At 42.9% G+C, this 21387-nt stretch carries 19 protein-coding genes; 6 read left to right on the plus strand and 13 right to left on the minus strand.

Going from position 1 to position 21387, the window contains the following annotated elements:
* Nucleotides 1-96: 96 nt before the first annotated feature.
* The gene (locus PV763_RS06385; protein ID WP_004278969.1) at nucleotides 97-1119 is read right to left on the minus strand and encodes a type I glyceraldehyde-3-phosphate dehydrogenase; all 1023 of its coding nucleotides are present in this window, start codon (nucleotides 1117-1119) and stop codon (nucleotides 97-99) included.
* 388 nt (nucleotides 1120-1507) lie between these two features.
* Here PV763_RS06385 and alaS point away from each other — a divergent pair, with 388 nt between their 5' ends.
* The 3 genes from alaS to csrA all read left to right on the plus strand — a co-directional run bounded on the left by alaS (nucleotide 1508) and on the right by csrA (nucleotide 6051).
* Complete coding sequence (alaS, locus tag PV763_RS06390; protein WP_180038739.1) at nucleotides 1508-4201, plus strand: alanine--tRNA ligase; 2694 nt, start codon at nucleotides 1508-1510, stop codon at nucleotides 4199-4201.
* 64 nt (nucleotides 4202-4265) lie between these two features.
* Nucleotides 4266-5546, plus strand: coding sequence for an aspartate kinase (locus PV763_RS06395; protein WP_253173579.1), 1281 nt, complete (start codon nucleotides 4266-4268; stop codon nucleotides 5544-5546).
* A 250-nt stretch (nucleotides 5547-5796) separates the two neighbouring features.
* Nucleotides 5797-6051 (plus strand): carbon storage regulator CsrA, encoded by a 255-nt coding sequence (csrA, locus tag PV763_RS06400; RefSeq protein WP_004278972.1) that lies wholly within the window; start codon nucleotides 5797-5799, stop codon nucleotides 6049-6051.
* 94 nt (nucleotides 6052-6145) lie between these two features.
* On the opposite strand, the gene rnhB is transcribed toward csrA, so the two are convergent.
* Both rnhB and PV763_RS06410 read right to left on the minus strand, forming a co-directional pair.
* On the minus strand, nucleotides 6146-6733 hold the full coding sequence (rnhB, locus tag PV763_RS06405) for a ribonuclease HII (RefSeq protein WP_005247416.1): 588 nt from the start codon (nucleotides 6731-6733) through the stop codon (nucleotides 6146-6148).
* Between the two features lie 58 nt (nucleotides 6734-6791).
* Entirely contained in the window at nucleotides 6792-7163 is a 372-nt protein-coding gene (locus tag PV763_RS06410) for a hypothetical protein (protein ID WP_420937506.1), read from the minus strand.
* A gap of 217 nt (nucleotides 7164-7380) precedes the next feature.
* Between PV763_RS06410 and PV763_RS06415 the strand changes: the two genes are divergently transcribed.
* The gene (locus tag PV763_RS06415) at nucleotides 7381-7944 is read left to right on the plus strand and encodes a cytochrome b (RefSeq protein WP_420937507.1); all 564 of its coding nucleotides are present in this window, start codon (nucleotides 7381-7383) and stop codon (nucleotides 7942-7944) included.
* A 41-nt stretch (nucleotides 7945-7985) separates the two neighbouring features.
* On the opposite strand, the gene PV763_RS06420 is transcribed toward PV763_RS06415, so the two are convergent.
* From PV763_RS06420 to yaaA, 4 genes are all read right to left on the minus strand, one after another.
* The gene (locus PV763_RS06420; protein WP_420937508.1) at nucleotides 7986-8339 is read right to left on the minus strand and encodes a hypothetical protein; all 354 of its coding nucleotides are present in this window, start codon (nucleotides 8337-8339) and stop codon (nucleotides 7986-7988) included.
* Nucleotides 8340-8384: 45 nt separating this feature from the next.
* Complete coding sequence (locus tag PV763_RS06425) at nucleotides 8385-9386, minus strand: adenosine deaminase (RefSeq protein ID WP_420937509.1); 1002 nt, start codon at nucleotides 9384-9386, stop codon at nucleotides 8385-8387.
* Between the two features lie 76 nt (nucleotides 9387-9462).
* The gene (locus tag PV763_RS06430; protein ID WP_004645563.1) at nucleotides 9463-10785 is read right to left on the minus strand and encodes an NCS2 family permease; all 1323 of its coding nucleotides are present in this window, start codon (nucleotides 10783-10785) and stop codon (nucleotides 9463-9465) included.
* A gap of 1181 nt (nucleotides 10786-11966) precedes the next feature.
* A complete protein-coding gene (gene yaaA, locus PV763_RS06435) occupies nucleotides 11967-12749 on the minus strand; it encodes a peroxide stress protein YaaA (protein ID WP_420937510.1) in 783 nt (260 codons plus the stop codon).
* Nucleotides 12750-12872: 123 nt separating this feature from the next.
* Here yaaA and PV763_RS06440 point away from each other — a divergent pair, with 123 nt between their 5' ends.
* Entirely contained in the window at nucleotides 12873-13505 is a 633-nt protein-coding gene (locus PV763_RS06440; protein ID WP_004645565.1) for an alpha/beta hydrolase, read from the plus strand.
* A 33-nt stretch (nucleotides 13506-13538) separates the two neighbouring features.
* Here the strand turns inward: PV763_RS06440 and PV763_RS06445 are convergent, their stop codons facing one another.
* The 5 genes from PV763_RS06445 to pheA all read right to left on the minus strand — a co-directional run bounded on the left by PV763_RS06445 (nucleotide 13539) and on the right by pheA (nucleotide 19048).
* The gene (locus PV763_RS06445; protein ID WP_420937511.1) at nucleotides 13539-14081 is read right to left on the minus strand and encodes a GNAT family N-acetyltransferase; all 543 of its coding nucleotides are present in this window, start codon (nucleotides 14079-14081) and stop codon (nucleotides 13539-13541) included.
* Entirely contained in the window at nucleotides 14069-14431 is a 363-nt protein-coding gene (locus PV763_RS06450) for a hypothetical protein (RefSeq protein WP_004278984.1), read from the minus strand. The genes PV763_RS06445 and PV763_RS06450 overlap by 13 nt, the downstream gene beginning before the upstream one ends.
* Before the next feature lie 99 nt (nucleotides 14432-14530).
* Nucleotides 14531-16777: a bifunctional prephenate dehydrogenase/3-phosphoshikimate 1-carboxyvinyltransferase gene (locus tag PV763_RS06455; RefSeq protein WP_374952641.1), complete on the minus strand. Its 2247-nt coding sequence runs from the start codon at nucleotides 16775-16777 to the stop codon at nucleotides 14531-14533.
* A 3-nt stretch (nucleotides 16778-16780) separates the two neighbouring features.
* A complete protein-coding gene (gene hisC, locus PV763_RS06460; protein WP_420937512.1) occupies nucleotides 16781-17872 on the minus strand; it encodes a histidinol-phosphate transaminase in 1092 nt (363 codons plus the stop codon).
* Between the two features lie 66 nt (nucleotides 17873-17938).
* On the minus strand, nucleotides 17939-19048 hold the full coding sequence (pheA, locus tag PV763_RS06465) for a prephenate dehydratase (RefSeq protein WP_420937513.1): 1110 nt from the start codon (nucleotides 19046-19048) through the stop codon (nucleotides 17939-17941).
* Nucleotides 19049-19535: 487 nt separating this feature from the next.
* Between pheA and PV763_RS06470 the strand changes: the two genes are divergently transcribed.
* On the plus strand, nucleotides 19536-20054 hold the full coding sequence (locus PV763_RS06470; protein ID WP_420937514.1) for a DJ-1/PfpI family protein: 519 nt from the start codon (nucleotides 19536-19538) through the stop codon (nucleotides 20052-20054).
* Nucleotides 20055-20137: 83 nt separating this feature from the next.
* On the opposite strand, the gene PV763_RS06475 is transcribed toward PV763_RS06470, so the two are convergent.
* Nucleotides 20138-21280, minus strand: a complete 1143-nt coding sequence (locus PV763_RS06475) for an acyl-CoA dehydrogenase family protein (RefSeq protein ID WP_114541957.1) — start codon at nucleotides 21278-21280, stop codon at nucleotides 20138-20140.
* Nucleotides 21281-21387: the final 107 nt, after the last annotated feature.

Genomic DNA, 21387 nt, shown 5'->3' on the forward strand with positions numbered 1-21387 from the left:
TACCGGCAAATTCTCTTAAAACATGGCTTGCAGAATATTTACAGGCAAGAAAAAAGCACCGTATCTCGGTGCTTTTGAGGTTTAGATAACCCGAACTTAATGAAATGATTCACATAAATCCAGCAGACGGTTGGCATAGCCCCACTCGTTATCGTACCAGGCAAAGACTTTGGCTTGATGCCCAACGACTAGAGTCTGGGTCAAATCCACAATCAATGAATATGGGGAATGATTAAAATCACTCGATACCAATGGCTCATCTGTCACGGCCATAATTTCCGCAAAATCCTGCTGGGCAGCCTTGATCAGCACTTCATTCAGCTTGTGATCGGTAATCGGCGACTGGGAGACAAACGTTAAATCAATCGCGGCCACATTAATGGTCGGCACCCGAATTGAATAACCATCAATACGATCTTCCATTTTTGGCATGACACGCTTTAAGGCACCGAGTGCGCTCGAAGTCGTAGGAATGATGTTATGGCCTGAAGCACGTGCACGACGCAAATCACGATGCGCATGATCCAGTACCGACTGATCCGCCGTTACAGCATGGATTTCAGTCATCAGGGCGCTAGTGATGCCAAAAGCATCATCGACAATTTTGACCAGTGGCACCAAAGCCTGTGTAGTACAAGAAACACTGGAAATGATCTGGTCCGATGCTTTGACTTCATGATGATTGACACCATAGACAATCGCGGCATCGACCGTATCAAAAGGTGCTGCGCCGATAATCACACGTTTCGCCCCTGCTCCAATATGCTGGGTCGCGGCTTCACGAGAACGGAACAGTCCAGTACATTCAAGCACTACATCTACCGCCAAGTTTTGCCAAGGCAACTTAGCCGGCTGCGACTCACACAAAACCTGTACTTTTAATGCAGCATCTTGATAGCTGATATGCATATAGATATGTTCAGTATCATAGCTGAGATCCACCTGCCCCGGAAAACGGCCATGGGTCGAGTCATATTTAAACAGGTGAATCAGGGTTTCAACATCGGCAATATCGTTAATGGCAACGATTTCAAAATTAAAATCTTTCGGGTTTTCAAACCATGCACGCAGTACATTCCGTCCAATACGCCCAAATCCATTGATTGCCACTCGTTGCATGACTCGACCTTTTATATGCCTATTTTAAAACTCTTCTATGTTAAAGGATTTCTGGCGCCGTACATTAAAAAACTTCAGTGAAAATACTGATTTTCGATTATTTTATTTCTGATCCATCTGTCTGTATCTGGGTCATTTAAAATTCCAGTTATTTTTAATGTGATGGATATCCACGAATTCTACTGTGGGAAAATTCAATTTAATTATTCAGCGAAAAACCTGAGTAAATAAATCCTTCGCAATTGGTTTTAAAATGATTGGTGCCTACTGCTTTTTCCGTTATAATTTGGCGTTTTAAATTTTTAAGCCCCGCATTGCAGCAGAGCTCTTGTATGCTTGTCAGACTGTGGTGTTTTAGCCAAATCGGAAATTATGGAGTGACTTGGTTGTGAGTACTCGTTTTATGACATCAGCTGAAATTCGTGAAGCATTTTTGCGTTACTTTGAATCGCAAGGGCATACACGTGTCGCGTCGAGTTCTCTAGTACCTGCCAATGACCCAACTTTGCTGTTCACCAATGCTGGTATGAACCAGTTTAAAGATTGCTTCTTAGGTCTAGAAAAACGCGATTATGTACGTGCAGTGTCATCACAAAAATGCGTGCGCGCAGGTGGTAAGCACAACGACTTGGACAATGTAGGTTATACAGCACGTCACCACACTTTCTTTGAAATGTTGGGTAACTTCTCCTTTGGTGATTACTTCAAACGTGATGCGATCAAATTTGCCTGGGACTTTTTGACTAACGAAGAATGGCTTGGTCTTCCTAAAGATAAACTCTATGCAACCGTTTACCACACCGATGATGAAGCCTTTGACATCTGGAACAAAGAAATCGGTCTAGACGCTTCGCGCATTATTCGTATTGGTGACAACAAAGGCGGTCAATACGCATCAGATAACTTCTGGGCAATGGGTGACACCGGTCCTTGTGGTCCATGTTCTGAAATCTTCTTTGACCATGGCGATCATATCTGGGGTGGCTTACCGGGTTCTCCTGAAGAAGATGGCGACCGTTTCATTGAAATCTGGAACAACGTTTTCATGCAGTTCAACCGTACTGCGGATGGCGTATTACACCCTCTTCCAGCGCCTTCTGTGGATACAGGTATGGGCTTGGAGCGTATTTCAGCTGTTCTTCAGCACGTTAACTCAAACTACGAAATCGACCTGTTCCAGCACTTGCTAAAAGCTGCTGCTGAAATTATTGGTTTAGATACGTCTGAACTTGAAGCAAAAGCACAAGCAGAAAACAAACCAGTTGAATACCCTGCTTCACTTAAAGTTGTTGCTGACCATGCACGTTCATGCTGCTTCCTGATTGCTGATGGCGTAAACCCATCGAACGAAGGTCGTGGCTATGTATTGCGTCGTATCATTCGTCGTGCAGTACGTCACGGTAACAAACTAGGTGCGACTGGTTCGTTCTTCCACAAAATGTTGAAGCCACTGATTGAAGTGATGGGTGCAGCATATCCTGAACTTGCAGCCAACCAGGCACGTATCGAAGCGCAACTTCTGAAAGAAGAAGAGCAATTTGCTAAAACACTTGAGCAAGGTCTGAAATTGCTTGAAGGCGAATTGGCGCAGTTAAAAGGTTCTGTAATTCCGGGCGAAGTAGTATTTAAACTTTACGATACTTACGGTTTCCCGACTGACTTGACTGCTGACATCGCACGTGAACGTGACTTAACCATTGATGAAGCTGGTTTCGAAACTGAAATGGCTGCACAGCGTCAACGCGCACGTGATGCAGGCAAATTCGCAATCGACTATAATTCTGTTGTGAAAGTCGAAGGTGAAACTCAGTTTGAAGGTTACGATGCAACTGCGGGTCAAGGTCAAATCATCGCAATCTACAAAGATGGCGAGCAAGTTGACGAAGTGGTTGAAGGCGACGAAGCACTGATCGTACTTAACCAAACACCTTTCTACGCAGAAAGCGGTGGTCAAATCGGTGATACAGGACTCTTCAAAAACGATACTGGTATTTTCGAAGTTCAAGATACCAAGAAATCTGGTGGTGCATTTGTACACCAAGGTATCGTGACTATGGGTAACTTGAAAGTTACTCAAAATGTAGAAGCAACGGTTAAAGCAGACATTCGTGCAGCAACGGCACGTAACCACTCTGCGACTCACCTGCTACATGCTGCATTACGTCAAATTTTAGGTTCACATGTACAGCAAAAAGGTTCATTGGTTGCATCTGACGTGTTACGTTTTGACTTTGCCAACGACCAGCCTGTAAGCTTTGAACAGCTGCAAGAAATTGAACGCTTGGTCAATGCTGAAGTGATTGCCAATACTGCGGTGTCTACTGAACTTCTGGATATCGAGTCTGCGAAGGCTAAAGGCGCGATGATGCTGTTTGGCGAGAAATACGGTGACGAAGTACGTGTACTGTCTATGGGTTCAGTGATTGAAGAGAAAAACTTCTCAATCGAACTTTGCGGTGGTATTCACGTAAAACGTACCGGTGATATCGGTCTGTTCAAAATCACCTCTGAAGGTGGTGTGGCAGCCGGTGTACGTCGTATTGAAGCAGTAACAGGCACGAAAGCAGTTGAAGTTGCGCAAAAAGCCGATCGCGATATCAATACGATTAACGGTTTGCTCAAAGCGCAAAAAGACCAGACTTTAGAAAAAGTTGAAGCGTTGGTTGATACTGCATCAAGCTTGCAGAAACAGATTGAACAACTCAATCAAAAACTTGCTAGCCTGCAAGCCGGTGAACTTCTAAGCCAAGTTCAAAGCATTGCAGGTCGTGCAACCTTGATTACAACTGTTGAAAACATGGATGCGAAAGCACTTCGCAACCTGCACGACGGTGTGAAATCAAAATTAGAAAATGCAGTGATTGTTCTGGCAGGTGTAGAGGGTGACAAGGTGAGCTTGATCGCATCTGTAGCAAAAGACTTTACTGCTTCTATTAAAGCAGGTGACATCATCAAACATTTAGCGACTGAGCTAGGTGGTAAAGGTGGTGGTAAACCTGACTTGGCACAAGGTGGCGCGCCACTTAACGAGAAGTTTGCTCCAGTGATGGCAGATTTAACTGCCTGGCTTGCAGCAAAATAAAACTTCAATTTTGTGTAACTGACCCTGATAGGTACATCAGGGTCATGGCTTATATGGAACAACTATGGCATTAATCGTTCAAAAATATGGCGGTACCTCTATGGGTACTCCCGAGCGCATTTTAAATGTTGCTCGTCGTGTAAAGCGCTGGCATGACCACGGCCACAAGGTAGTGGTAGTGGTATCAGCAATGAGTGGCGAAACCAATCGTCTACTTGCTTTAGCGAAGGCCATTACCGAAACCCCTGACCCACGTGAACTAGACCAAATGGTATCTACGGGTGAACAGGTTACGATTTCTATGTTAGCAATGGCGCTGAACTCAATTGGAGTTGAAGCAAAATCACTAACAGGTCGCCAGGTTGGCATGAAAACCGACAGCTCATTCAATAAGGCACGTATCGAATCCATTGATACTGAAGTCCTGAACTCAAATCTGGATGCAGGCCGCGTACTTGTCGTTGCCGGTTTCCAGGGTTTTGATGAACATGGCAATACCACCACTTTAGGGCGTGGCGGTTCTGATACTTCAGGTGTTGCAATTGCCGCCGCACTCAAAGCAGATGAATGCCAGATTTATACCGACGTTGACGGTGTATATACCACCGATCCACGTGTTGCACCAAAAGCAAAAAAAGTTGATCGTATTTCATTTGAAGAAATGCTTGAGATGGCGTCACTCGGTTCTAAAGTCCTGCAAATTCGTTCAGTTGAATTTGCTGGTAAATACCAGGTGCCTTTACGCGTATTATCAAGCTTCGACAATGACAACGATGGCGCATTCGACGAAGAGTTTAAGCAAAACGTTGGTACACTTATTACGACTGAATTGGAAGACAACATGGAACAGCCAATTATCTCCGGTATCGCATTTAACCGTGACGAAGCAAAATTAACTATTTTAGGTGTGCCTGACGAACCAGGTATTGCTTCTAAAATTTTGTGCCCGATTGGTGATGCCAATGTTGAAGTGGATATGATTATCCAGAACGTTGAAGAAGATGGTACAACTGATTTCACTTTTACTGTGAACCGTGGCGAATTAAATAAAGCCAAAGCCATTCTTGAAGCGACTGCTCAAGAAATTGGTGCGCGTGAAGTTGCGACCCGTTCAGATATCGTAAAAGTATCGATTGTGGGTGTAGGTATGCGTTCTCATGCAGGTGTAGCGAGCAAAATGTTTACAGCATTGGCAGATGAAGGCATCAACATCCTGATGATCTCGACGTCTGAAATCAAGATTTCTGTGATCATTGAAGAAAATTATCTTGAACTTGCTGTTCGTTCATTGCATACCGCATTCGGTTTAGACCGTGAACAAGGCGAATCTAGCGTACGCGCTTAATCGTTAAGACAGAATATTGTCATTGTTTGACAGTATTTTATAAAAGTCTACAAAAATGCAGAGCCACTATAGTTTTTTTTATAGTGGCTCTGTTATATTAAGCCTGAGGATTTTTAACCAGCTGAGATAGATTAAAATCTTTCACCCAGATGACAGAATTTCTATCCAGATCTTATTTTGTAATTTTTGGTTGTGCTTTTTGTTTTACATTCAATAGATTGCAGGTTTTGCATTTTGCAAGGAGAAAAACATGCTGATTCTGACTCGACGCGTCGGGGAAACTTTAATGATTGGTGATCAAGTCAGTGTGACTGTGCTTGGTGTAAAAGGTAACCAGGTTCGTATCGGGGTAAATGCTCCGAAAGAAGTCTCTGTGCACCGTGAAGAGATTTACCAGCGTATCCAGCATGAACGTGCAATGCATGAACATCTTCAACATATCGATCAAGATTACCAACCTTCTTATGAAGATGACAGCCAGACACAAAATAACTTTAATCGTTAATGTTTGTGCGAAGAATAAAGCGGCTTTTGAGCCGCTTTAAATTTGTCCGCATTTTATATAAAAATATTAAATACTTAGATACTTTAAATAAAACTTAAAGTTCTGCACCCTGCTGTAATGCTGCAATCACCTTTTTCACTGGCCCAAAACTGCGGCGATGCTCATCAATGACACCATGCAAGGCAATTGCTTCAAAATGTGCTTTGGTCGGATAACCCTTGTGCTTGGCAAAACCAAATTGCGGATGCTTCTGATCCATCTCGATCATCTGATGGTCACGGGTTACTTTCGCCAGAATACTGGCTGCTGAAATTTCAGCATGCAGTGCATCACCACCCACCACGGCATCACAGCTCATGCGAAGGCCTTGAGGGACTTTATTGCCATCGACTAGTACATGCTCTGGTTGAACTGGCAAAGCTTCTACAGCACGACGCATGGCCAGCAAAGAAGCTTGCAAAATATTATGTTCATCAATCTCTGCCGCAGAAGCCTCAGCAATGGCCCATGCCAGCGCTTTTTCCTGAATCTCGATAAAAAGTTTTTCACGCTTCTTTTCAGTGAGTTTTTTAGAATCATTTAAACCCTCAATCGGGTTGTTCGGATCCAAAATAACTGCCGCAGCGACCACCGAACCCACTAATGGCCCACGCCCTGCTTCATCTACACCAGCAATCTTCATGTCTATTTTTCCATAAAAATAGGCTGAACCAGTCAGCCTATTTCAATTTAATCTTGGCTTAGTTTACAGCTTCAGCTACACAAGCGTTAATGGTTTTTGCAACCACATTGCCGACAATCGTCGCACGTGCTGCCGGGTCAATCGCTGCAGTCGCCAAATCTACCGCTGTTACGCTTTGGGGTGCTTTTTCGCTGACACAGCCACAAATTTCAGTCTGGATATTCTCCTTTTGGGTCGTAGTCATTAGACGTGTAGCTGTTTGCCATGCTGGAATATTATTCAGCTCAGTCGTACATTTTGCATTGATCGCGATTTTAAGCGCAGCCCCACCCAGCTGTTGAGTCGTGGTTTGCGTTTCAGGGCTGCCTGTTGTTGCACAAGCCGATAAAACCAAAGTAAGCGGAGCAAGTGCAGCCAATAATTTTTTCACAGATCTGTTCCTTGTTTATTCATATATGAAGCGTGACGCTATTGTGCCGAAATTCACCTGAATAAGAAATCTATAAATCATCCTGAATGTTTAATCTGCACCCAGCCATTTCAATAGATGTTGCATGAAAGCCACCATAGCGTTGCAGATTTGGAATTGCTGAGTTGATTCGCCCTTTGCTAAGGTGCATTCATCTTTGAGGGCAATCGAAAATCACATGGAAAAAGTACAATATTACACGCGCACGGCACAATGGCTGCACTGGATCATGGCAGTTATCTTTATTGCGGCCTGGCTGATTGGTTTTTATAGTGGGAATTTTTTAAGTTATGAAGTCGATGGCAGCTTTAAAGGCGATGTCATCACCCTGCATAAAAATATCGCCACCACCATTATTTTCCTGCTGGTTGTGCGAATTTTCTGGCGTTATACTCATCCTGCCCCTGAACTACCGGACACTATGTCACCCCGGATGAAAACTTTGGCACATGCAGGTCATCTGGCTTTGTATTTCATGCTGATTGCCCTACCTGTCACGGGCTGTTTATATAGCTGGAGTCTGGGCTATCCAGCACCAGTGCTGTATTTATTTAACTTGCCGGCACTGATTGCAGAAAATCCGGCTGTAACCGCAATCGTAAAACCCCTACATATCTGGCTTTCCTGGACAGTTGGCTTACTTTTAGTTGGACATATTGCTGCAGCACTGAAACATCATTTTATCGATAAAGATCACGTACTCAACAGCATGACGCGACAATCCAAATCTTCTAAAAAATAATCTGCAAAACCCCACAATCAGCTTTCATTGCAAAGCTGATTTTATTTTAAGAACTCGGTCATGCAGCCTTTCAGACTGTTTGCAATAGCCTGTTGAGTGAGTTTTGACTTTACTTCTTCATCCAGAGTTGCTTTCAATAAATTGCTTGCCGGAATATCCTTGAGTGCATGCTCACCTACACATGAACAGACATTCTGTTCAAGTTCAGCTTTATTTTTGTCCTGCATAAAATAGGTCGAGGCAGTCCAGAATTTAGATGCTTTCAATTCTTTTGCACATTGGTATTCAATCACGGGTTTTAAAGTACGCTGTGTCAAAGTCATATCCGCATTTGAGCAGGCAGATATCAACACGGTACTGAGGAGCAGAATTACGCTTTTCAATTTCATATCCATCTATAAAAACAAAGGCAGAGCGAACCCTGCCTGTTATTTAAAAACTTAAACCAGGGCACGGATCTGGTTGATCCATTGCTCTTTTTCAGCATCGGTAATAAAAGAGGCTTCAAATGAGTTAATGGCCAACTGCTTGAGTTCCTCATTGCTTAAATCCAGTGCTTCAGCAATGGCAATAAAATTGTCATTCATATAACCACCAAAATAAGATGGATCATCTGAATTGACTGTAACGTGCACGCCTTGTTGCAAGAGGCGACGGATATTATGCTGCTGCATATCATCCACGACGCAGAGTTTCAGGTTTGACAATGGGCAAACTGTCAGTGGCATCTTTTCTGCGATCAGGCGCTGCATTAACTCCGGATCTTCTTCCGAACGAACCCCATGATCAATACGATTCACTTTCAGCAAATCTAAAGTTTCCCAGACATAAGCTGCCGGACCTTCCTCACCTGCATGTGCTACAACCAAGAAACCTGCTTCACGCGCTTTAGCAAAGACACGTTCAAACTTTGAAGGTGGATGCCCGACTTCACTTGAATCCAGACCGACCGCAATAATCTGGTCTTTATAAGGTAAGGCCTGTTCCAGTGTTGCAAATGCAGCATCTTCACTTAAATGACGCAAGAAACACATAATCAGATGTGAACTGATACCAAGTTTAGTTTTGGCATCATCACAGGCTTTTTGCAAGCCGTTGATCACGGTTGCAAAAGCAACGCCACGATCGGTATGGGTCTGTGGATCAAAGAACATTTCAGTATGCACGACCCGGTCTTCAGCACATTTCTCAAAATACGCCCACGCCAGATCATAAAAATCCTGTTCATGAATTAATACAGCAGCGCCGGCATAATAAATATCCAGGAACGACTGAAGATTATGAAAGTTATAGGCCTGTTTAACTTCTTCAACAGATTTATACGGGATGGCAATTTTATTACGCTGAGCGATCGCAAACATTAGCTCAGGCTCAAAAGTGCCCTCAATATGAACATGAAGCTCGGCCTTTGGCAAAGCTCGAATCAACTCAAGACGGTTCATCGCTTCTCCTCATGAAACCTAAAATAATAAAAAAAGGGTGCAAACTGAGTTTACACCCTTTCCAAATCTAGAAAAATTAGCCGCCAAATAGTGCGAATTTAAGCGTCCATAGTACTGCAATAATCCAGACCATATACGGTACAGTTGATGCCTTACCGGTTAACAATTTGATCAGTGCATAGCTGATGAAGCCCATCGCAATACCATCAGCAATTGAATAGGTAAATGGCATAAATACAATGGTTAAAAATGCAGGAACTGCTTCTGTAATATCTTCCCAGTCAATATGCACGATACCTTGAATCATTAAGACACCAACAAATAACAGCGCTGGCGCTGTTGCAAAGCTTGGTACAGACTGTGCCAATGGTGCAAGGAACAAACAGGCAACAAACAGGATACCGACTACAACAGCAGTTAGACCTGTACGGCCACCGGCTGCTACGCCTGCAGAAGATTCAATGTATGGCGTAGTTGAAGATGTACCCAGCGCTGCACCTGCAACAATTGCAGAAGAGTCCGCAAAAAGTGCTTTTTTTAAACGCGGCAGTTTGCCATCTTTCAACAAGCCTGCACGGTGTGAAACACCTACAAGCGTACCGGTTGAGTCGAATAAATCGACCAGGAAGAAGACAAAAATCACGCCAATTAAACTGGCAGTGAACAGACCTTCAAAGCTCATTTGCATAAATGTGGGTGCAATCGATGGCACTGCGCCAACCACACCTTTAAATTCACTCAGACCCAATGCTGCTGAAATACCGGTTAACACCAAAATACTGATGATGATCGCACCACGCACTTTAAAGTGATGCATCACAACAACCAGAAGGAAACCAAATAATGCAAGCAAAACCGATGGTTGTTTTAAATCGCCCAAACCTACCAACGTAGCAGGATTATCCACAATCAGGCCGGCATTTTTCAAAGCAATCAGCGCAAGGAATAAGCCAATACCACCACCGATGGCCAGTTTCAGCGACATTGGAATCGCATTGACAATGGCTTCACGGATTTTGAACATGCTGATCGCAATAAACACAAGACCGGAGATAAACACAGCCCCGAGTGCTGTTTGCCAAGGCACACCCATTCCCAAACAGACGGAATAGGTAAAGAAGGCATTTAAGCCCATGCCTGGTGCAAGTGCAATTGGATAATTTGCAATCAAGCCCATGACTAAACAGCCAATCGCGGCTGCAAGACAGGTTGCTACAAAGACAGCCCCATGATCCATCCCCGTTTCGGACAAAATCATCGGATTGACAATAATGATGTAACACATCGTTAAGAATGTTGTCACACCAGCAAGAACTTCTGTACGGAAACTGGTTTTGTTTTCACTCAGTTTAAACAGACGTTCAAGCATACTTTCTGAAGATGGATTAGGAGTCGTCATGACCTAGCCCCTATTGAGTAAACTTTATGCTTTAAGCAAGCCGTCAAATAAATGAAATTTTATAAAAAAATTCATCAATTTTAAGGATGTGTTAGCAACGAATATGCCAGCATAGCCATTTGACGGGTTAAAATGTTGGAACAGCTTACAGCCCCAGGGCTATGCTATAAAAACCCAAAAAAAATCTAAACAAAAAAGCTGCATAACCTTTATGCAGCTTTATTTTCTCGATTTAAATCAAATGCTTAACAAGATGAATTCTGCTTCATCCTGATCGTTGGCAAATTATAACACATTGATTTCTTATTGCTTATTTGATTTTACACTTTATTAGAAATTAATATATTCCAGGTGAATATTTAAAAAATTTTATTATATTTATTATGGTTTTAATTTTATTAATCCAGCCCAATTGGCGGGAGGAAGATATATAACCTGCTTAATGTCGATGCCGATTGGATTCCAGCAATTTGCTTGAATCACGTCCATCGTTCAAGACATGACGGATCTTTTCATATTTTCTGATTTCTGACTGTTTATGGACACAAAATCCTAATAAACTGATCATTAAGGCAAAAACAGGGATAGCATATATTTTCATTTTTATTATGCTGCTTTGTAACACTATGCAATTATGCTAACAAAAAACCTAACAAACTTGTGACATAGTTTACATTTAACCCGATAGAAGGCATTTATTTATCTTCTAAAGATTAATTTTATGTCGTTTTATTTATTAATACTTAATTAATTTATAATTCTTTTTTTCAAAAAATCGATACTATTAAAAATTCTTTCAAATAAACAATAAATAATTGAATTTAATATATTTTTAAAAATCTCTAAAAGAAGTTTATTCAAAATTAAAATATGTAGATAAATGAAATCTAACCTATTCAATAGAACTTATTTCGGTTTATTTTATCGGCCTTTTCCAAGAATGCTCAACTTTAATTTTTAAAATAAAATGATCTAAATAAGGGAGATTTTGCGAGGGATTTCAAAGTGTTTAACGATATTTTTTATTTTTAACTATCTTGAAGTTTTCATTATGCAGTTCATCCACACTTCACTCATCATAGAGTCAAATCGTTGAACACTATTTAAGAACCTAACCATGATAAAGACATCCCAATATCCGGCATACATATCCTCATGCTGGATACTGGGAATCATCTCATTTATGCACTCAGTTGTTCATCACGCTTGAACACCAGTTCTCCTTTGAGTGAACTGTCTGCATCAAAATAATAGCCATTAGTATTAAAAGCTTTTAGCCCCTCTATACGATCAATTTTATTTTCAATCATAAAACGCGCCATGAGACCGCGTGCTTTTTTGGCATAGAAACTAATCACTTTATATTTGCCATTTTTCTGATCCAGAAATACCGGCTTGATAATGTCTGCCTGAATTTTGCGCTCGTTGACTGATTTGTAATATTCATCAGAAGCAATATTCACCAGAATTTCAGAATTTGCTGCGGTTAAATCCTGATTAATCAGATCAGTAATGTGATGAGCCCAGAACTCATATAGATTATGCCCACGGGAATTGGCTAACTTGGTTCCCATTTCCAGACGGTACGGCATCATTAGATCCAAAGGACGTAAGAGTCCATATAATCCAGACAACATGCGTAAACGGTCTTGTGCATAGTGCAGATCTTCATGTTTCAAACTATAAGCATCCAGACCTGTATAGACATCGCCTTTAAATGCAAAAATCGCCTGACGGGCATTGGCTAAATTAAAATCTGGCTGCCAGTCATTAAAACGTGCGGTATTTAAACTGGCAATCTTTTCACTGACACTCATTAAGCTGGAAATTTCTGTTGCAGAAAGTGTGCGACAAACTTTGATCAAGTCCTGTGAATGTTCTAATAATCTCGCTTGAGTAAATTGGTCAGTCGGTAATGGAGTATCGTAATCGAGAGTTTTGGCTGGAGAAATTAAAGCGAGCATGGCAACCTGGTCAAAAAATGATTAATTAAACTATATCAGTCTGCTTATTTTAATTCCAATTCATGTTTTTATTCACCATAATCGTTAAAATGCACGATTCTCCTGTTAATCATCGGTTTTTATATGCCCGAGCAAATTTTTCTTCAAGGGCCTGCGGGTCAGATTGAAGTTTTTGTGGATTATCCTCAGGGTGAAGTGAAAGGATTCGCGGTAGTTTGTCACCCCCATCCATTGCAAGGCGGTACACCACAACATAAGGTCCCGGTTTTACTGGCACAAATGTATTTGGAGCGTGGCTGTATTGTGTATCGTCCAAGTTTCCGTGGTTCTGGTCAAAGTGAAGGTATACACGACGAGGGCTTCGGTGAAACAGATGATGTATTAGAAGTCATTCGGTTCGCTCGCAACCAGCATATTGCCCTGCCTTTTTATGCAGGCGGTTTTAGTTTTGGTGCGCATGTCATGGCAAAAAGCTATGCAGCCTTACCCGTAGAACTGCAACCAAAGCAAACCATTTTATGTGGTCTGCCGACTGCAACAGTTGCCGGTATTCGTCATTATGTGACGCCCGCCATTAAAGGCGACATTCTGTTCATTCATGGCGAAGCCGATGAAGTGACTTTGCTCTCAGATATGATTGAATGGGCAAAGCCACAACGCCATTTAGTGACCGTATTACCTGGTGCCAATCATTTCTTTACCGGCTATTTAAAGCAATTACGGATCGCAATGACCCGGTACTTAGCGCTTGGCTGAATAAAAAAACCCATCATCTGATGGGTTTTTTTGTTAAAAGACAAAATTTTCTGCAAGAATTTCATACATCACAGCCCGATATTTAGGCTTATCGATGTAACGGATAATTTTTCCGCCCAAGCGTTCTGCAATTTTACGGCTAGCCCAGTTTTCTTCTGCTACCGGGTAGCTTAAGACTTGAATCCCTAATGTATTGAAAGCATAGACCACAACACAATGCACTGCCTCATGTCCATAATGATGACCATGCGCAGTTTCACGGATCCAAATACCGACTTCAGGTATTTCATCATGAAGTCGATGCAAACCACATAGTCCAATAAATTCTTGTGTTTCAATATGACGGATCACAAATACATATTCTTTATGATCGGTCATATTTTCCAGCCAATTTTTCCAGACTGTTGTAAATTCCTGTTCAGATTCTGGTGCATCCCACGCCATAAAACGTGTCAAACTCGGCGTAATTGAAGCATAAGTTTCTTTGGCATCGGCTGATTTAAAACAATTCAGGATCAAGCGTTTACTTTGCAGTGTAGGCAAAGCTGATTGAGTCTGTTGAATTAGCTCTTCCATTCAAACTCGCTAAAGCGTTCCTGCTCTTTTAGAGAGGTTTCCACTGCCTGTGCAAGCTGATTAAGCAAACTTCTTTCGGTGATACGATCCAGCCAGTCCTGTTCTTCTTCAGGATATGAGGCAATCTCACAGACCAGATGCCCTTGTTCATCTCTGGTTTCGCAACTCACTGATAAAGGCAGCGCATGTTCTTCTACGCTGACGGCAACCTGAGCACCACTTTGGCTTAAGGTCTGAAAACCGTATTTACCTAATTTTTCGGCAAGTAAATGTGCTACATATTCCTGGGTTTCTTGACCATCCCGTGGTGTTTGGCTCTGGGTATTGGCCATGAATTTTAATTTTCGCATCGCTACTTCCAAATGGCTTTTTTCTTATATGGGTTTAGCATAAGCAATATAAACAAAACAGCCAAGCAAAAGCTTGGCTGTTTCACATAATTTTAAAAATTATTCTGATACTTGAATTGGCAGTCCTGCGATTGAGGTCAATTCTGTGAAGGTCGGGAAACTGGTTGCGACCGTTTCGGTTCCGACAATCTTGATCTGCTCCGAATTACGCAAACCGGCAATCGAAAAACTCATCGCGATACGGTGATCGTGATGCGATTCAATTTCACCACCCGTAAAGATTGGCAACCAGTCACCGGACTTACCCTTACCTTCAATGATGATGCCATCTTCAGTTGGGGTACAGTCGATGCCCATGGTTTGAAGACCATCTGCCATGACCTGAATACGATCCGATTCTTTCACGCGAAGCTCGGCAGCACCGGTCAAAATTGTCTGACCTTCAGCACATGCAGCGGCAATGAATAGCGCCGGGAATTCATCAATTGCTAATGGCACCTGATCTTCCGGCATATGAATCCCTTTTAATGTACGTGTACCACGAATACGGATATCAGCAATCGGTTCACCGCCTGCAATACGCTCGTTTTCAACTGTAATGTCCGCACCCATTTGCTTGAGGATTTCGATCACACCAGTACGGGTCGGGTTAATGCCTACCGCTTCAAGGGTGACGTCCGAATTTTCAGTAATGGCCGCACCCACCATAAAGAAGGCTGCTGAAGAAATATCTGAAGGCACTTGAATGTTGGTACCCACTAACTTGCCGCCACCTTGCAGGGAAATTCGGTTGCCTTCTGTTTTCACTTCATAACCAAATGCACGCAGCATACGTTCAGTATGGTCGCGTGTTGGTTCTGGTTCAGTCACCGAAGTTTCACCTTCCGCCCATAGACCTGCAAGTAGAATCCCTGATTTCACCTGAGCAGAGGCCATTGGCAAATCGTACTGAATCCCTTTAAGGTTTTGATTGCCGGTAATGGATACAGGTGGTGTACCGCGTTCACCTGTGGTCTGGATCTGCGCGCCCATTTCACGTAAAGGCTTGGCAATACGCTCCATTGGACGCTTGGATAAAGATGCGTCACCAGTCATGACTGAATCAAATTTCTGTGCTGCTAGCATACCCGACAGCAAACGCATTGAAGTGCCTGAGTTGCCCATATAAATGGCAGACTGCGGCGCTTTTAAGCCTTGCATGCCAACACCATGAATGGTGACTTCACCATTTTTAGGGCCTTCAATGCTGACACCCATATCACGGAAAGCTTGCAGTGTCGCTAAAGCATCTTCACCTTCCAGAAAGCCGGTCACATGCGTGGTGCCTTCAGCAATCGCACCAAACATGATCGAGCGATGTGACACAGATTTGTCACCTGGCACGGTAAATTTACCCTGAAATTTCTTGGCACCCGGCTGAATGGTAAATTGTTGTGTCACTTTATTTTTCTCCATGAAAGGTTTCTTGGCGAGCATATGGTTGAAATGCTGGCGAGCTGCCTGCGCATGACCCAATAAGCCCATCAATGCGTGGGAATCTTCATCTTCAATCAATTTGCGAATAATCGCGAGCTGCTGTTCAAAGCCATCAACAGCATTCAGAACTGCTTTTTTGTTGGCAAAAAAGATGTCATGCCACATTTGTGGATCGCTAGCGGCAATTCGCGAGAAATCCCGGAAGCCACCGGCAGCATAACGAAATATATCTAAATTGTCTTCACGCTTGGCCAATTGCTCAACCAAGTTGAATGCCATGAGATGCGGAAGATGACTGGTATGCGCCAGCACTTCATCGTGCTTGTCGACATCCATACAAATCACTTCGGCTTTCGCCGCTTGCCACAGCTGAATCAGTTTATCGACGGCCCAGCCTGCACTACTTGGCAGTGGCGTCAAAATCACCTTATGATTGGCAAATAAATCGACTTTTCCTGCATGTACACCAGTATGTTCTGCACCTGCAATCGGATGGCCCGGTACAAAACCTTCAGGTAGTGCATCGCCAAAGACTGCTTTCGCTGCATCGACTACATTGCCTTTAGTACTACCGACATCAGTGATAATGGTATTGGCAGATAAATAAGGCTTGATGGCTTCCAGCACCTTTTGCGTGGCACGCACCGGTAATGCAAGCACTACCAGATCAGCACCTTTGACCGCTTCCACAGGATCTGCATAGCCTTCGGAAATCAGGCCAAGAGATTTAGCATCTTCCAAAGTCTTTTGTGAACGTGTCGATGCAACAATGTCATTGGCCAAATGCTCAGCTCGAATGACACGCGCCAGACTTGAACCAATCAGTCCAAGCCCGATAAATGCAACTTTTTCAAACAGTGGCTGCGACATGGTTTAAGCTTTTGCCTCTAAACCGAGTACTTTAGCCAATGCGCTTAAGAATTTCGCATTTTCTGCTTCAGTACCAATCGATACACGAATGTGATTAGAAATACCGACCGGACGCACAATCACCCCTTGCTTAAGCAAACCATTGAAGGTTGCTGATGGGTCTGCTTGTACATCTACCAGAATAAAGTTGGTACGTGAAGGCACATAGTTAAGACCCAAAGCCTTAAAACCGGTTTCAAGTTGCGCCATACCGGCTTTATTCACTTCACGAGAACGCGCGATAAAATCTTCATCTTTCAGTGCAGCCACCGCAGCCACCATCGCTAAATGGTTTACATTAAATGGCTGACGAATACGGTTCAGATAATCCGTCACTTCTACTGAAGCCAGAGCAAAACCAACACGTAGTGCAGCCAAACCATAGCACTTCGACAAAGTACGGCTAACGATCAGGTTTGGATATTGCGCGAGGAATTTCAAGCTGTTGAAGTTTTCCGGGAAATATTCCACATAGGCTTCATCCAGAACCACGATGACATTGGCAGGAACTTTTTGCATGAACGCTTCAAATTCAGCTTCTTCAAACCAGGTTCCTGTTGGATTATTCGGGTTTGCAATGAAGACGAGTTTGGTATTGTCTTGAATTGCAGCCGCCATTGCTTCCAAGTCATGCGAAAAGCCTTTAGCTGGCACTTCAATCGCTTGTGCATTAATGGCTTGAGTCACCAATGCATAAACTGCAAAAGCATGCTGGCTATACACCACCGAATCATTTTCTGAAACGAATGCGCGGGCAAACATTTCCAGTAAGTCGTTTGAACCATTCCCCAAGGTAATCTGATCGTGATTAAAACCAAACTGGGCCTTGATCTGATCTTTCAGGATAAAACCACCACCATCCGGATAACGGCCAATTTCAGAAATTTCCGCAGCGACCGCTTCTTTGACTTTATCTGAACAACCCAGCGGATTTTCATTTGAAGCCAGTTTGACGATATCGGTAAGACCCAACTCGCGCTCAAGTTCACTGATCGGTTTACCCGGTTGATATGGCTTTAATTTTGAGATGCCTGAATTGGCTGGAACAAACGACATTTTAGACTTCCAATTTTAGGTATAAAACAGTGGTCAGCACCCTCGCCCTGACCACGTATAGCTGACTTAAAGTACAGCTGCAGGATATGAACCGAGCACGCGAACTTCTTTAACCAAAGGACGAATTTCTTCAATGGCTGCTTTCACATGTTCCTGCTCAATATGGCCTTCAAGATCAATAAAGAACACATAAGCCCATTTTTCAGGAAGTGCAGGACGGGTTTCAATACTGGTCAGACTGATATTATGCTTGGCAAATGGCGCCAGAATTTCCAGCAAAGCCCCGGCACGATCATGTGCTGAAATCAGCAATGAAGTCTTATCATTACCACTTTGCGGCACTTTTTCACGACCAATCACCAGGAAGCGTGTGGTATTTTCCGGATTGTCCTCGATATTGCTATGCATGATTTCGAGATCATAAATACTCGCGGCAATTTCAGAGGCAATCGCGGCAGAATGCCATTCATTACGAATACGGCGTGCTGCTTCGGCATTGGAACTTAAAGCGACACGTTCCACACCTGGATAATGCGCATCCAGCCACTTACGGCATTGGGCCAAAGTCTGCTGATGTGCATAAATCTGTTTAATGCTGTCTTTAAGTGTATTGTCAGAAATCAGGAACTGATGGTGAATCGGTAATTCAACTTCACCAATCACATTCAGGTTCGAGGTTTTAAAACAGTCCAAAGTATGGTTGACCACACCTTCAGAGGAATTTTCTACCGGCACCAGACCATAATGGGCACTGCCCGCTTCCACGTCACGGAAAACTTCATCAATGGTCGGTAAAGGACGAACCACAGCATCATGACCAAAGTGCTTGAGTACCGCAGAATGGGTATAAGTCCCGACTGGGCCAAGGAAAGCAATGCTTTGCGGCGCTTCGAGTGCCAGACAGGCCGACATGATTTCACGGAACAGACGTGCCATGGTGGTATCAGATAATGGCCCTTCATTACGTTCCATGACATTACGCAAAACCTGAGCTTCACGTTCTGGACGGTAAAACAGCGGATTCTCTTCTGAAGCAAACTTTGCTTTTGCCACAGCTTCAGCCAAACGTGCCCGACGGTTAATCAATTGCTGAATTTGCTGATCAACAGAATCGATATCTTCACGAATTTTTGCCAAATCAAGAGAAGTCGTGGTGTTTTGATCGTCGTTGATCATTGTTCTGTCGCCCTTCATAAACCTTATCTGTTCAGTATAACAATAGTGAGCTTTCAAATGTTACGCAATATGACATTGGTAGATTAAGTCTTAAAAACATACAGTTGATTTTAACCGTCCATCGCCTTTAGTCATATGTGGTAACATTTACTTCAGCTTTCTTGCTTGATTTACATTATTAAATTGTAAACTTCGCCTATCCATATTAACTGATTTTAAGGAAGTTGAAATATCACTATTTCTTAATCTATATAGCGGTTTTAAGCATAAGAAAATTAAAATAATTGCTTTTCAAACGTCATGTTTGAACCATTCATATCTAAGATAGATTTCACAATAAAATGCACACTCTACAATCCCATTTTTATCGACTTCTCTTTGATTTCACTTATTTTTTACATTAAATCAATACTCACTTACAAAGCAGAGACGATTTTTTAACCAATCATAGATAGTCTAACTTAAAACAAGCGTTTGGGTGTCAGTCATGCCAAAAAGAATAGCTGTACTTTTGACGAATAATTTTGAAGATCAGGAATATCTTGAACCCGTTGCAGCCTTGCTGGCTGCCAAGCATAGCATCTGTAATATTGAACTAAATGCAGGTAAAGTGGTCTATGGGCTGCATGGCTGTTCTGCAGTGACGATTGACCGGGGCATCGAACAAATCAGTATTGATGATTTTGATGCCTTGCTGATTCCTGGTGGTGAATCTGCAGTTTCTTTATCTACCGATCTCCGGGTGCTGCAGTTTATTCAGGCTTTTAATCAAGCCAAGAAAACCATCTTTAGTTTATGTGATGCATCATTATTACTGTGCGAAGCAGATGTGCTGAAAAATCGAATTATTACCAGCATTCGCGCGCATGCCAGTCGCGTACAACGTGCCGGTGGAACGTATTATGATGCAGAACTGGTAAATGACAATAATCAGTTGATTTCATCGCGTCTACCCAATGATTTACCCATTTTTATTCATGAATGTTTGGATGTCTTAAAAGCATAAAGTCTTAAAAAATATTTCCCATCTTGGCTATGTTCTCCCCTATAAAAAAGAGTCCTTCGGGACTCTTTTTTATGGTTGAGCTATTAACGCCCTAACAGACCGCGGGCCACAATCTCCTTCATGATTTCATTGGTACCCCCATAAATCCGCTGGATCCGCGCATCAACGAAGAAACGTGAAATTGGATATTCAGTCATATAGCCATAACCCCCAAATAATTGCAGGAGATTATCCGCGATTTTCATCTGCATATCGGTAGAAAAGCTCTTCAATGCCGCTGCAGTTTCTACATCCAGTTTCCCTTGCATATAAAGCTCAAGATTCTGGTTATAAAATGCTGCGGTCGCCAATTCATCAATTTTCGCTTGCGCAAGCACAAAACGGGTATTCTGGAATTGACCAATCGCCTGACCAAAAGCCTGACGCTCTTTCACATATTGTGTGGTCACATCGATCGAGCCACGAATGGCGCCTAGAGCGGTGGCAGCGATGGCGGTACGCTCACGTGGCAATTCCTGCATCAGGTAAGCAAATCCCTGTCCCGGCTGACCCAGTAATTGGTCCTTTGGCACTTTAACATTGTCGAAGAACAGTTCAGACGTATCCTGAGCATGCAGACCAATCTTGTCCAGATTAGTGCCTTTTTTAAAGCCTTCCAGATGGGTATCGACCAGCAGCAATGAAACGCCTTTAGCTCGGGCTTGAGGATCGGTTTTGACCGCAAGCACCACCAAGTCAGCATGCTGACCATTGGAAATGAAGGTTTTTGAGCCATTTAACAGATAATATTCATCCTGCAAGATGGCACTAGTACGCATGGCTTGCAAATCTGAACCTGCACCTGGCTCGGTCATGCCAATCGCACCGACCACTTCACCGGTGACCATTTTTGGTAACCAGTATTTTTTCTGTTCTTCAGTACCAATATGCAGGATATACGGTGCTGCAATATCGGAATGACAAGACAGACCTGTGGCGATAGCACTGTATCCGGCACGTGCAGATTCTTCGATCAGCATCAAGGAATAATCGGTCGGCACCCCATAGCCACCATATTCTTCTGGAACATCGACACACAAGAAGCCATTTTCACCGAGTGCATTCCAGACTGAACGCGGCATCAGACCTTCACGTTCCCACTGGTCGTAGTACGGTGCGACATGTTCGTTCATAAAGCGTTTAAAATTATCGCGGAATAATTCTAGATCGGCATCGTAGGCAAGCATTCTATTGTCCTTGTTGTTTATCATTTTAGTTTCCTTTTCACAGACTATCGACTTTCCTGCTCCCTGTCATGTGCCGGCATTCATCTTTTTACTAACTTCACAGTCAA

It is taken from the genome of Acinetobacter sp. AS5, from assembly GCF_048957595.1.
Classification (GTDB): Bacteria; Pseudomonadota; Gammaproteobacteria; order Pseudomonadales; family Moraxellaceae; genus Acinetobacter.